General features: G+C 51.3%; 15 protein-coding genes and 1 tRNA gene. 14 read left to right on the forward strand and 2 right to left on the reverse strand.

The window, feature by feature from the left end:
* The 5 genes from ACP5PX_RS06170 to ACP5PX_RS06190 all read left to right on the forward strand — a co-directional run.
* A partial coding sequence (locus ACP5PX_RS06170; RefSeq protein WP_428085024.1) for a nickel-dependent hydrogenase large subunit occupies positions 1–295 on the forward strand: 295 nt, incomplete at its 5' end.
* Positions 288–746: a hydrogenase maturation protease gene (locus tag ACP5PX_RS06175; protein ID WP_428085026.1), complete on the forward strand. Its 459-nt coding sequence runs from the start codon at positions 288–290 to the stop codon at positions 744–746. The genes ACP5PX_RS06170 and ACP5PX_RS06175, both read left to right, overlap by 8 nt.
* Before the next feature lie 14 nt (positions 747–760).
* Entirely contained in the window at positions 761–1,219 is a 459-nt protein-coding gene (locus ACP5PX_RS06180) for a cyclic nucleotide-binding domain-containing protein (RefSeq protein WP_428085028.1), read from the forward strand.
* 172 nt (positions 1,220–1,391) lie between these two features.
* Positions 1,392–2,000 (forward strand): pyridoxal 5'-phosphate synthase glutaminase subunit PdxT, encoded by a 609-nt coding sequence (gene pdxT / locus ACP5PX_RS06185; RefSeq protein WP_428085050.1) that lies wholly within the window; start codon positions 1,392–1,394, stop codon positions 1,998–2,000.
* Positions 2,001–2,179: 179 nt separating this feature from the next.
* A tRNA-Ala gene (locus ACP5PX_RS06190) sits at positions 2,180–2,275 on the forward strand.
* 172 nt (positions 2,276–2,447) lie between these two features.
* Here the strand turns inward: ACP5PX_RS06190 and ACP5PX_RS06195 are convergent.
* Positions 2,448–3,200, reverse strand: coding sequence for an SDR family NAD(P)-dependent oxidoreductase (locus ACP5PX_RS06195; protein WP_428085030.1), 753 nt, complete (start codon positions 3,198–3,200; stop codon positions 2,448–2,450).
* Positions 3,201–3,306: 106 nt separating this feature from the next.
* Between ACP5PX_RS06195 and hisD the strand changes: the two genes are divergently transcribed.
* From hisD to ACP5PX_RS06240, 9 genes are all read left to right on the forward strand, one after another.
* Positions 3,307–4,605, forward strand: a complete 1,299-nt coding sequence (gene hisD, locus ACP5PX_RS06200; protein WP_428085032.1) for a histidinol dehydrogenase — start codon at positions 3,307–3,309, stop codon at positions 4,603–4,605.
* Positions 4,602–5,252, forward strand: a complete 651-nt coding sequence (locus tag ACP5PX_RS06205) for a hypothetical protein (protein WP_428085034.1) — start codon at positions 4,602–4,604, stop codon at positions 5,250–5,252. The genes hisD and ACP5PX_RS06205 overlap by 4 nt, the downstream gene beginning before the upstream one ends.
* Before the next feature lie 92 nt (positions 5,253–5,344).
* Positions 5,345–6,406, forward strand: coding sequence for an ABC transporter ATP-binding protein (locus tag ACP5PX_RS06210; RefSeq protein ID WP_428085036.1), 1,062 nt, complete (start codon positions 5,345–5,347; stop codon positions 6,404–6,406).
* Between the two features lie 329 nt (positions 6,407–6,735).
* On the forward strand, positions 6,736–7,845 hold the full coding sequence (locus tag ACP5PX_RS06215) for an ABC transporter substrate-binding protein (protein ID WP_428085038.1): 1,110 nt from the start codon (positions 6,736–6,738) through the stop codon (positions 7,843–7,845).
* Positions 7,846–7,998: 153 nt separating this feature from the next.
* Positions 7,999–8,790, forward strand: coding sequence for an ABC transporter permease (locus ACP5PX_RS06220; RefSeq protein WP_428085052.1), 792 nt, complete (start codon positions 7,999–8,001; stop codon positions 8,788–8,790).
* A 4-nt stretch (positions 8,791–8,794) separates the two neighbouring features.
* A complete protein-coding gene (locus ACP5PX_RS06225) occupies positions 8,795–9,571 on the forward strand; it encodes an ABC transporter permease (RefSeq protein WP_428085040.1) in 777 nt (258 codons plus the stop codon).
* A gap of 95 nt (positions 9,572–9,666) precedes the next feature.
* Positions 9,667–10,200: a CFI-box-CTERM domain-containing protein gene (locus tag ACP5PX_RS06230; RefSeq protein WP_428085042.1), complete on the forward strand. Its 534-nt coding sequence runs from the start codon at positions 9,667–9,669 to the stop codon at positions 10,198–10,200.
* A 169-nt stretch (positions 10,201–10,369) separates the two neighbouring features.
* Positions 10,370–10,546: a CxxC-x17-CxxC domain-containing protein gene (locus ACP5PX_RS06235; RefSeq protein ID WP_428085044.1), complete on the forward strand. Its 177-nt coding sequence runs from the start codon at positions 10,370–10,372 to the stop codon at positions 10,544–10,546.
* A gap of 235 nt (positions 10,547–10,781) precedes the next feature.
* A complete protein-coding gene (locus ACP5PX_RS06240; protein ID WP_428085046.1) occupies positions 10,782–11,537 on the forward strand; it encodes a rhomboid family intramembrane serine protease in 756 nt (251 codons plus the stop codon).
* 91 nt (positions 11,538–11,628) lie between these two features.
* Here the strand turns inward: ACP5PX_RS06240 and aroA are convergent, their stop codons facing one another.
* Positions 11,629–12,918, reverse strand: a complete 1,290-nt coding sequence (gene aroA / locus ACP5PX_RS06245) for a 3-phosphoshikimate 1-carboxyvinyltransferase (RefSeq protein WP_428085048.1) — start codon at positions 12,916–12,918, stop codon at positions 11,629–11,631.
* Positions 12,919–13,054: the final 136 nt, after the last annotated feature.

A 13,054-nucleotide genomic window follows, 5' to 3' on the forward strand; every position in this document is an offset into this window, starting at 1 on the left:
GGCCAGATTGCCCGCGGTCAAGAAGAGCTGGGGGGTCGGAGTGGTAGAGGCGCCGCGGGGGCTATTGATCCACGAGTACCGCATCAACGGCAACGGCACAATTGACGCGGCCAACTGCATCATCCCAACGGCTCAAAATCTGGCCAACATCGAGGCGGACATGAGGGAACTGGTGCCCCAGATCCTTGACCGGCCGAAGGAGGAAATCGTTCAGCTGCTGGAGATGCTGGTAAGGGCATACGATCCCTGCATTTCCTGTTCCTGTCATCTTTTAAAGGTAGATTTTGTTGGTTGAAAGGAAGCTCATCGTTGGTCTAGGGAACATACTTCTCAAAGACGAAGGCGTCGGGATGAGGTGCGTTGAGTTCCTAAGGAACCGGGGGCTGGGCAGGGACGTTAAAATTGTTGACGGGGCGACGCTGGGGGTTGATCTTCTCGAGGAGATTAAAGGATTTGACCGCGTGGTCTTAGTTGACGCCGTTGACATGGGTAAGGAGCCCGGTTATATTGCCAGCTTCAGAGCCGAAGAGCTGTTAATGATCGCGGATGAAATAAAATTCTCCTTACACGAGTTCAATTTGGTAGATGTTATCAAGCTGGGCAAGCAGCTGGGCCACGACCTGAGCAACGTGAAAATCGTCGGCATTCAGCCCAAGGAGGTCGGCTGGGGAGACCGCCTGAGCAACATCATCGAGGAAAAATTGCCTGAGCTGGCAGTTAGAGTTTTAAGTGAGCTGGAGGATTAAGGATTGGTGGCTAAATGGCGGTGAGGCCGGAAGTTCTGAAGGGGATGGACATTTTTGAGTTTTTAAAGCGCGATGAGCTGAAGGACATCGCTGAGATGACGGAAGTGGAGGATTATGAGCAGGGGGACCTGATCTTTAAGGAGGGGGATCAGGCCGAGAAGATCTACATGGTGTTGGAGGGAAGGGTTTCGATAGAGCTGGAAGCCGGAGCGGGGAAGAGGATCTCCGTTTATACGCTGACCAAGGGCAGGTTTTTCGGCTACCCGGCACTTCTCCGCACCAAAAGATACACCACCTACGCCCGCTGTTTGGATAAGGTCAAGGTCGCCACCATTGTCGCCGATGATTTGGTCAACAAGATTTTCAAAAAGGATTGCCGGCGGGGATACTTAGTTATTAAAAAGGTGGCGGAGATCATCGCTAACGAGTTGGCCGACACCCGCGTGCAGCTTCTGTTCTTGGCCCAGCTTTAGCTGGGAATGGAAACCGGCTTTTTTCTGGGCTGGCTTTTGATTGAGTGAACGCGGTGAGGGGACGTTGACGAGATGCCGGTGGAGTGAGAAAGGGCAACATCATATTTGCCTTTTTCAGGTTCAGCGGAAAGGATAAAATGGCGTTCAAGTTAATTCATCAAGATGTGGTGGAATTATGAGAATCGGCGTCATCGGACTCCAGGGTGCGGTTAGCGAACACATCGAGGCCGTCAGGCGGGCCCTTGTGGCCAGCGGCCAGCAGGGTGAGGCTGTCTGGGTTGCCCGGCCCGAGCAGCTGGAAGGAGTTGACGGCATCATCATTCCCGGCGGCGAGAGCACCACCATCGGCAAGCTCATGAAGATCACGGAAATCTTCGACGCGGTGAAAAGGCTGGCAGAATCAGGGGTGCCACTGCTTGGGACCTGTGCCGGGATGGTCGTGCTGGCCAAGCGTGGCGACGAGCAGGTGGCGCGGACCAAGCAACCGCTGCTGGGGCTGATGGACATCGCGGTGGTGAGAAATGCCTTTGGCAGGCAGCGGGAGTCGTTTGAGGCGGAGCTAAATATCCCTATCTTGGGCGAGAAACCATTTCCCGGGGTCTTCATCAGAGCACCGGTGGTGAAAGAAGTCTGGGGCGATGCTGAGGTCATCGCCGAGTTCATGGGGAAAATAGTGGGGGTTAAACAGCGGAACATGGTTGCGGTGGCCTTCCACCCGGAGTTGACTACGGACACCAGACTACATGAATATTTTTTGAGGATGTGTCGCGGTCAATTTTAAGTTTCTTTCCACCGCTTTTATCAGCGTAGAGACGAAATCCAGACCGGTCCTGTTTTCACTCCTGAGAATGATCCGCGCGAGTTGAACCCGACCGTCCGTCCGCTGAGCAATTTTTGATGATCTTAATCCGACCCACGTCAGCAAGTATTTAATGAGGGATTAAAACTAATTGAAGTGGTGGGCCCATAGCTCAGCGGCAGATTGGAGAAATCCAAGCCGAAAGCACTCGCTTCGCAGGCGAGGGGTCGCGGGTTCAAATCCCGCTGGGTCCACCAGAACTTTTGCCGGCCAAGTTTATTTTTCGAATTGTTGTTCAGTTTTCATCTCTTTTTGATAGGCAAAGTAGGAATAGACGATTGTGTACACAGCGACGAAGAGGATCGGAGTAAGGACGAAGAACAGGAAATAGTCGGTAAGGACTTGCCAGCATTAGATCGGAAGACGAGTTTAAACGGCGGTATAGCCCCCGTCGATGACCAGTTCGGCCCCGGTCATGAACGAGGACTCGTCCGAAGCTAGGAACAGCGCGCCATAGGCAATTTCAATGGGTTCCGCCACCCTTTTCATCGGCGTTGGGCCTATCAGCTCTTTGGCCTTTTCAGGATCCTTTAACCAAGGCTCGTTCATCTCGGTTCTGGTGTTTCCCGGGTGAAGGGAGTTAACCCGGATGTTGTATTTGGCGTAGTCGGCAGCCATGGCCTTGGTTAACATCCTGACGCCGCCCTTGGAGGCATCGTACGAAGGCTCGTTCGGAAAGGCCACGATCCCCATGATCGATGAGGTGTTAATGATGGAGCCGCCCCCGGCCTTTTTCATCGCCGGCAGAATGTACTTGCAGCCGTAGAAGGTGCCGGTGAGGTTGATCTTGATGACCCTCTCCCATTCCTCCGGAGTGAGTTCTTCCGCGCTTTTTGATATCAGTATCCCCGCGTTGTTCACTAGTATGTCCACCTTGCCATATTTTTTCATGACTTCATCTACCACTTTTTGCCATTCCCCGGGCACGGTCACGTCGAGTCTCATAAACTCGGCCTTGCCACCGTTCCTCCTTATTTCATCGACCACCTTTTCTCCGGCTTGGGCAGAAATGTCTGTCACGATCACTACGGCGCCTTCCCGCGCAAACAATGCCGCCTCGGTCCGGCCGATGCCACCGCCGGCACCGGTTATCAGAGCTACCTTACCGTCAAGCCTCCCCATATTAGTCAAAAAGAAGTAAGCAGCCGATGTTTTAAATTTTGCGCCACAGTTAAACGAGGTGACTAAGATTTTTATACAGAACAGCCAAGTGTGGTAAGGGTGTTGAATGAGAATTATTGAGCTGGATAAAGCACCCGCTGAGGTAATTCAGACAATTTTGAGAAGAGGAATGAGGGATATCGAGTCCTTCATGGAAAAAGTAAAGCCAATCATGAAGGATGTTCAGAGCCGGGGAAATCAGGCGCTTGTTGAGTACATAAAGAAATTTGACGGCGCGGATCTGAAGGCGGACGAACTGAGGGTTTCAAAGGAAGAGATCGAGGAAGCCTATCGCTTGGTCGACTCCAAGGTGATGAAAGCGCTGAAAATAATGACGAAAAACGTGAGGCTCTTTCATAAACGGCAGCTGCCTAAGGAACTGAGGGTAAAAATCTCACCGGGCGTTGAGGCGAGACGTCTGGTTGTGCCGATCGAGAGCGCTGGACTATACGTGCCCGGTGGCAAGGGGCGCTTCCCCAGCGTGGCGGTGCATCTGGCTGTGCCGGCAAAAATAGCCGGGGTATCGAGAACGGTGTTGTGCAGTCCTCCGATGAGCAACGGCAAGCTGGACCCAGCGACAATAGTGGCGGCAGATATGCAGGGCGTGGATGAAATTTACAAGATGGGCGGGGCACACGCCATAGCGGCGCTGGCCTACGGCACCGAGACGATAAAACCAGTGCACTGCATTGCCGGCCCCGGAGGCCCTTATGTAACGGCGGCCAAGATGCTGGTGCAGCATATGGTAAAAACTGATTTGCCTGCTGGTCCCAGCGAGGGTTTGGTTCTGGCTGATTCCTCCGCGAATCCAAAGTTCGTCGCGGCGGATATTCTGAACGAGGCCGAACATGGCCCTGATTCGGCAGGGGTACTGGTGACGGACTCAATGGAGCTGGCTAAGGAAGTGGCCGCTTGCATCGATGAGATGATAGGAACCCTATCCGAGATGAGACAGAACTTTATCAAGGAAAACATGCAGAAGTACAGCGCGATAATAGTCACGAAGAGTTTTGAGGAAAGCGTCAGGTTTGTCAACGATTATGCGGTTGAGCACTTGGTAATTCAAACCAAGGACCCGGAGAAGACCCTCAGAATGATCAAGAACGCCGGTACTATCTGCGTGGGCGCCTATTCGCCAATTTCCGGAGGCAACTATGTGGTGGGTCCCAACCACGTGCTCCCCACCGGCGGCACGGCCAAATGGACCTCGGGTCTGGACGTGGAGACCTTTTTGAAGAAGCCAACAGTTGAAAAGCTCAGCAGGAAGGGGCTGGAGTCGCTGAAGGAGGCCTTGGTCACTATAGCCGAGTATGAGGGGTTCCCGGCCCACGCCAATTCAGCAAAGATAAGGTTTGAGAAGCAATGAACGCACACAAGCTCGGGCTGAATTTAATATCGGCTGACGTGAACCACGTCAGCTTAGAAAGGAGAACCACTGAGCTGGTGATTCAGGGTGAAATTTCGCTGAAGAACAAAGTTGAGTCTGAAATCAGCACCGGCTTGGATTTTCTGGATCACATGCTGGACCAAGTTAGATTCGCCGGTTGTTTCAACCTTAGACTGAAGATGGGGTCGACAAAAAAGAAATTAAGCCACACCATCTGTGAGGATTCCGGAATCATGCTGGGGAACCTGGTGCTGAATCTGTTCAAGCAGAGAAAGGATAAGGTGGGCGTCAACGGCTATGGTTTTTCGGTGAGAGTTATGGATGAGTCTAGATCTAGGGTTTGCCTCAGCGTTGAGGGCCGGAGCAATTCCTTCATCGAGCTGCCGAAATGCCTTGAGGATGCGGACCACGTTGAGGACGTCCTGAACCGGGACATGGTTGCGTTTTTTGAGGGGTTTGCCCAGGGTTGCCGGGCTACCGTCCACGTCCAGATTGAGCGGGCCAGCGATCCCCACCATGCTTGGGAGGCGGCCTGCCGTGCGCTCGGTGACTGTATCCGTGAGACCTTGAGGGAAAACAGCTGGAAAATCGGCCAGATTGGAGGCATAAAAGGGACGCTGGACTGAATTCGTTTCGAAAATGAAGTATAAAAAAAGCAAGGCTTAAATTTATCCACCTTGAAAAATAGACAAGCGGAGCAAGAAGCAGGGGTGGCAGAATGAGTACAGAAGCAATCTTGAAAATCGACCGTGTGAGTAAGAAATACGAGGAATGCGAGGCCCTGCGTGAAGTCAGCTTTTCCGTGAATAAGGGAGAACTCGTGGTCATCTTGGGCCCATCGGGTTCTGGCAAAAGCACTCTGTTGATGTGCATTGCTGGTTTTGTTAAGCCAGATTCGGGGGACATCATCCTCGATGGAAAGAGGATTAACGACGTGCCGCCATATCGCAGAAATGTCGGGGTCGTTTTTCAAAGCATGGCGCTCTTTCCGAACATGAATGTCTTTGATAATATTGCCTACCCGCTGAAGATAAGAAAACTGCCCAAGGACGAGATAAAAAAGAAAGTCGAGAGAATGCTGGAAATCGTCGGACTGGCTGGGCTGGGTAGCCGGCGGATAACTCAGCTTAGTGGTGGCCAGCAGCAGCGGGTCGCCATCGCCCGGACCCTCGTGTTTGAACCGTCTATTCTTCTTCTCGACGAACCGCTGGGTGCTCTCGACAGAAAACTCAGAGAGGAAATGCAAGGTGAGATTAAGAAGATTCACGACAGGGTCGGTGCGACTACTTTATTAGTAACCCACGATCAGGAAGAAGCCATGACCATGGGTGACAGAATACTCGTCATAAATGGCGGAAGAATAGAGCAGATGGGAACCCCTGAGGAAATCTACAACGATCCGAAGACGCTGTTTGTTTCGGAGTTCATTGGTACAACAAACATCTTTAATGGTGTCGCGGTGAAAAAGGATGGCAGAACAGTTTTCAAGTCCGTGGAAGGAGTTATCCTCCCCCTCGCCAAGGAGGCCAAGGGCGAAGGCCATGTTTCGATTAAGGCGGAGCACATTAAACTTTTCGGAAACCGGCCAAAGGACGATATTTTTGCATTGGAAGCCATAGTGGCGCAGAACTTCTTCTCAGGCAACTTCATTAAGTACGAACTTGATCTCGAAGGAACCATTATCAAGGCGATTGACCGGGACCCAAAGCAAGTTTTTAAGCAGGGACAAAAGGTCTACATGAAAGTAACTCCGGAGAACGTTAGATGGTTCCCAAAATAATTTTTAACTTTTAATAACAGGCCGTTTAAAAATCATATAAGTCGATTTTTGGTTTCGGCCGTTTCACCGCTAAAATTTTCTCATTTTTCACCGACGAGCCCCTGAAAAGTTTCTTCTATTTTCTTTCTCTCGGGATGTAAAAATCCTCCAGATGTGGGCTAAAAGTTATTGAAATGTGTGGGGCGTCAATTCTTTCAATCGGTGCTTCAAGATAGTCAAAGGCTTCTTCGGCAATGGTTGCATCAGTCTCTGCTCTCCGGTACCATCCACTTTTTCTTGGCACTGCTAATGGGTAAAATATTTAAATGGCGCCATATAATTTAGCTCGTATGAAAAAGAGTATAGTGATTGCAGTTATAGTAGGGATAGTGATTGTGGTAGGGGCAGCAATTTGGATTGTAGGTCAACCGTCAACTACAGCAGAGAAGCCGAAGAGCATAGTTGTCCGGGCGTGGGGCGGTGGCTGGGAGCGCGCACTTGATGAGGCTGTGAGCAAGGCATTTGAAGAGGCAACTGGAATAAAAGTTGAATACGATTACACCGAGGACAGTGAGCTGCAGACGCGACTTCGTGAGATAATACCTGCAGGGCAGGTGCCGCCTGTTGATGTAAACTGGACCATATCTACCAACTCGTATCTGGAAGCGCAGTGGGGGCTCGTTTCTCCGATGTCTCTATCTGAGGTTCCAAACCTTGCCAAGATGAGGCCTGAGGCGAAGCCCGGGGCAGACGTAATGGTGTCATACGGTGACAAATGGCCGTATGTCAACGTGTATGCCTACACCTACGTGTTGGCATATGTGCCGAGCTTGGTTTCGGAAGTGCCAGATTCTTGGCGGGTGCTCTGGGAGCCGCAGTACAAGGGCAAAATAGCGATGTACGACGATGGCATAGGTTTCCACGCAGTTCTGGCCAGACTGGCGGGCGTTGAGATGAGCGAGGTCTTAGCCCATCCTGAAAAGATGGAGGCGGCATGGGACCTGCTCAAGACCTTGGCCCCAAGCATCGGGGGACTTGGTGAAGACCCGGACTTCTCCATGTGGATCGAGAGAAAGGAAATGGCGCTGCTGGTTACCATCCTGACTAACGTCTTCGAGGCGAAAAGAGCGGGAGCAGAGGTTGCTTGGGTGGTTCCTAAGGAAGGCGTTGAAGTGCACACAGATGCTTTGGAAGTGGTTAAAAATCTGCCGCCAGAACGTGATTACTGGGCCAAGCAGTACATCAACATCGCCTGTGATCCAGAGGTCCAGGGCAAGTGGGCGGAACTTCTGGGATGTCCACCACTGGCCGTTGGCGCGCCGATTCCAGACTATATGAAGGGCGACCCCGCGTTCCCCACCGAGCCTGAGCACTGGGCAATGAACATATTTGTGCCGGAGAATGTCCTAGCGAAGTACCAGAAGGAATGGTTTGCTAGGTTCCAAGAAATCACGGGCTGAAGCCGGGATTAATCCCTACCATAGGCATGAAGGGGCGCAATTACTATGGCGGCTGAGAGAGATTCCGATTCGATGAAGGCGAAAATTTACCTTTGGGCGAGAAAAAGAGTGGGTTATCTACTAACCCTCCCGGCATTAGTTTCCGTGGGAATAATGGCGGTTGGCCTTTTTTATTTTTCACTCGTTAGTTTTTTTAAATACGATATTATCCAGATTTTCATCCCTGTTTTTACCATAGAAAATTATGTTCGAGTATTCGCGACGGAGGGCGTCGTTTCCTCTTTCATAAGGACTTTCACTCTCACCACGATAACTTGCATACTGTGCCTTCTCATCGGAATTCCCTACGCGTATTTTATGGTGAGAACCAAGTCACTGATGCTCAAAAGGGCGCTGCTATTGATGACTTTGGTCCCCTTTTTCATAGGGGAAATCGTCAAGGCCTATTCTTGGCTGATAATATTGGGTGAGAAAGGACTGCTGGGGTCGGTGGCCCAACAGCTGTTTCATACCCCTATCAGCTTGGTCAACACACCCTATGCCGTTCTGATCGGGCTTCTTCATATGTTGCTACCCATGACAATTCTTCTCATCGCTCCCGCGGTGACCGCAGTTAGCGAATACACGGAAATGGCGGCCCAGAACCTCGGAGCCACCCCCAGGCAGTGCTTCTTCCACATTGTCCTGCCCCAGCTAAAACCGGGAATCCTTGGAGCGCTGATAGTGACGTTTGCCATAGGGGCCACCGAATACGCAAACCCAGACCTGCTGGGCGGCGGCGTGTTTGACTTTGTGGCTAACGTGATGTACATGATGATTTTCAACGCCGTGAATTATCCCTACGGTGCGGCGATGGGCGTGGTTCTCGTGATAACGCTTTCGGCGATTGTTTACATAATCCTTAGAATAGGAAAGATCGGAAACATCTTCATCAGAGGAAGGTGATGGCTTGAGATGGTACACCAAGATCTTTTTGGCCGGCATCATGTTATTTTTTATTCTTCCCCTGTTGATCGTGTTGATATGCTCCTTCACTAGTGCTCCGAGGGTGACCTTTCCTCCCGAAGGATTTTCAGTTCAATGGTACTTCACTGCTTTAACCTCTCCATGGTTCCAAACGGGCTTGAAAAACAGCTTGATTGCCGCAACATTCTGCACAATTTTAGCGATACCTATAGGCGCTTTAGCTTCCTATGGCCTCCTCCGATATAAAATAAAGGCAAGAAACGCGATACAAGTTTATCTGCTGCTTCCCTTTACCGTTCCGCTGGTGGTGCAGGGCATCTCATTGCTGTTTATCTATGCTCGCGCTGGCTTGGTGGGCAACATCTTGGGAATCGGTTTCGCCCTTATGGAGATAAATCTTCCTTTCATGCTCTGGTCCACCTCTTCTGCCGTCAATCGCATGGATCCAAATCTGGAGAACGCCTCGATGAGTCTGGGAGCCAATGAGATCTACACGTTCATCCACATTACAATTCCGGCACTACTGCCCGGGATAATGTCGGGAGGGCTGCTTATGTTTGTCTTGGGTCTGAATGAATTTGTGACTAGCCTTATGCTGACGACGATTTGGTCGGCCACGCTTCCAATAAACATGTACACCAGGATCAAGACGGCGATTACGCCAGATGTAGCGGCGGCAGCAGCGATATACATAATTATCGCGGTAATTGCCATTATTATACTGGATAAGACAGTGGGCATCGAATCTTATCTAAAGTAAGAGAACGGTGCAACTAAAAGCCTGCTTTATGGCGGGGTCATTTTCCAAGGAGAACAGTTTAATAGCCGGTCGCACCCAGTAACTCAAGGATTCTGATGGCAAAGGAGCCGATAAAAGAGGGCGAGAAAGATAGGGTAAAAGAAGCTCAAAAGCCAGAGCAACCTAAGGGGAAGAAAAAGTTCACCGAGGTGGACCCGAGAACGCTCATCTCCGTCCCCACGATCCTCTGTCCCGTTTGCGGCCTCCCCATGGAGATAAAGGGGAGAAAGGAAGTTGAAAAGACGGCGCGGACGCTGCGGGGCAAGACTACGAGAAAAATCCCCCATCTGGTCTATCAGTGTGCTAAGGATAAGACTGAATTTAACCTGAACCTTGAGCGTCGTGGGGGTGGCTGCTTCATCGCCACCGCGGCCTTCGGTACCTCGATGGCGCATGAGATCAACGTACTCCGGTCTTTCCGGGACAACTATCTCATGAGGGAGAGCGCCGGCAGGCTGTTCGTCTCGCTCTATTACAGAACCTCACCCACCATCGCTAGAATGATCAGTAGATCTAAGACGCTGAAATTCATCACCCGCGTCTTGTTGACACCGATCGTAAAAGCCGTCCAGAAAACCGTGGGACTTTGAGCTTAGGCGAATTTAGCCGAAGTTGAGCGGGTTGCCCGGACCGAGCATTATTTAAGCAAGGAAGGATATGGTAGTCCAAGATACGTGTGGTCCCTCGAAGGGACATAGGAGAAATGGTTGAAACTGTTTTTCCGCACCGTATCTGAGAAAAAATAGGAGAGTTAGTAAAATGGCATATGGTGGAAGATACGGCGGGCCACGGAGGTTTGGACCCAGGGAAATGCACAAGGCAACCTGCTCAGACTGCGGCGCCGAGTGCGAGGTTCCCTTCCAGCCGACCGAGGGCAGACCTGTTTACTGCAGGGAATGCTTCCAGAAACGCCGGGGATCAAGACGGGGCCCGTAAGTTTTTAAACGATAGAGGGCAACCAAAATCTCAAGCGTTGGTCGCGGTTCAACCGAATCGTGATCGGATGGGGAGCGGTGCCTGAGGGTTATAACACCTCGATTTGTGGCAACCGCTCCAAAAAGGTTTTATTTTTTATTTTGACTTTAAGATTCAAAAGCAGCTTACTTTTTTAGATGCAGCGCACTTTTGGCAGCTTTTATTGATCTTCTAGGGGTAAATATTGGTGGATGGCATGAGACCCTCAAGATTTCTCTCCGGTTTTCGTCCGGTTTTCACGGCTCTGTTAATTTTCCTGACGTTGAACTTCAGTTTCTTTGCCGTCCTTTTCCTTTACCCCTCCTTACTGGATTGGCTGTGGCTCTCTGCGGACCGACCTTGGGGCATCTTAACCTCGGTTTTTTCTCACGTGGACTTGGAGCACATTTTCAGCAACGTCGCGGGTTTTATCTTTGCCTCGGCCTTGTTCATTCTGATCAACCTGAGAAAATCCAGACAGACCAGGCATCGGTTGAGCCGCCGTTTTTTATTGCTGGCATTTCTCGCAGGGATTGGTGCCAATGTTCTGGAGTATCCTTTCCTTTTGACCAGCCTGAAATCTGCATACGGTGCCTCAGGGGTTGTCTACGGTGCGCTGGGTATCGTCTTATCATGCGCGATTCAAGATCTTCCGGACAATTTTAGGTTCTTGATGCGGGGGCGCCAGCGCTTGGCAGGCAGGAGAAGAAAGAGAGTTCTCAGATTTAGCGCTATCGGAGTGAAATTTTATTCCAGCCTGATGTCCCTTTCGCTAGTCATTTCACTGTTGATTTTGGTCGTCTTGGATGTCAGCAGCTTCCTAAGCGTTGCACCGGGCGTCGATGTCTTTGCCCACGGAGTCGGGTTTCTAATCGGTTTTTTATCCTTTGGAGCCCTGCGAATTCTCGACAGAAAATATAGAAGACATCTGAGCAACTCGAATGGCCCGCGCTTCTTCGGCTCTATCCTCTGATTTGCAACGCTTTAAACACATTGCCTTTTGCATGCTAACGTTTTTGTCTGAAAGTCGACTATTTTAATCTAGGTGGAAGGGCAGAGTTGGTTTATTTTACTATCTCAATTTTCGCGCCCAGCTTTTGCATATCCTCGACGAATCCCGGATAAGAGACGGGGATATTATCAACGTTTTCGACAATCGTTTTGCCCTGAGCGACCAGTCCGGCCACTGCCAAAGCCATCGCCATCCTGTGGTCATCGTAAGACCATAATTTTGAGCCTCGGAGCTGTTCCGCCCCTTCTATTTTCAGCTCATCAGGTAACTCGGCTACTTCCACACCCAGTTTGCGCAGCTCGTTGGCAAGGGCGCGCAGCCGATCGGTCTCCTTGAACCTCAGGTGCGGTATGTTGGTCAGCCTAGTTCTTCCGTCCGCGACTGCGCCGATGACGGCGAGGATGGGGACCAGATCGGGATTGTCGCCACAATCCGCCTCGATGCCGCTGAGCTCGCCCTCACCTGAGACCTCGACGGCGTTCTCGGAAACCTTCACCTCTGCGCCGAAGTCCTTTAGCAGCGTCACAATGCGCTTGTCGCCCTGAGCTCCTTTGATGTCCAAGTTGTTCACCCTTACGGTGGAGCGGGTTATCGCCGCAGCCCCGAGCGGAAAGGCCGCCGAGGAGAAGTCTCCGGGGATGGTTATCTTAATCGGCTTCAGGGTCTGTCCTCCAGGAATTTTGAAGTTCATGAGCTTGCCGTCGTGCTTTATTTTTGCACCCGCCCTTTCGAGCAGTTCCAGCGTGATCTCAACGTAGGGTTTCGAGCGCAGCTCACCGGTGATGGTGAGGCTGACGTCATTTTTGGCATAGGGCGCGGCGAGCAAAATGGCCGAGATGAATTGGGAGCTTATGCCTCCGGTAATCTCCACATCGCCTCCCTCCAACCCGCCGCCGACGATGACGGGGGGCCGGCCCTCCTTTCCCTCGCATCTGGCCTTTGTACCAAGTTCGGCCAGCGTTTCAATCAAGGGGCCCATCGGACGCTGCAGAATTGATTGGTCGCCGGTGAGCTTGATGGGCTCCGGAGAGATTGCGGCAATGGCGCTCATCAGCCTGATGGTGGTGCCCGAGTTGCGCGCGTCAATCAATCTTTTGAGCGGTCTTAAATTTCCGCCAGTGCCGCGCACCCTCCAGACCTTGCCCTCTTGAGTTACCTCAGCGCCCATCGCCCTTACCGCTTCAATCGTAGCCATGGTGTCGTAGCCGATGAGGGGATCCCTTATAACGCTTTCTCCCTCAGCAAGCAGCGCTATCATGAAGGCGCGGTGGGTGTATGATTTCGATGGTGGCGCGGTTATCTCGCCCGCAAGCTTCGACGGCCTGACAATTAGCGCGTTCATGTTCTTCCAGCCAGATATTGTTTCTTAAAAATAAAGAGAAATCGGTAGGTTTGAAATGACGCCTTTAGTTGCTGCATTGTTACATTAAATTTTTAAAATTGTCCTGAGACCGGTGTTTTGGCGGCTGGGGGCTGGA

It is taken from the genome of Hadarchaeum sp. (SeqCode), assembly GCF_049969415.1.
Lineage (GTDB): Archaea > Hadarchaeota > Hadarchaeia > Hadarchaeales > Hadarchaeaceae > Hadarchaeum.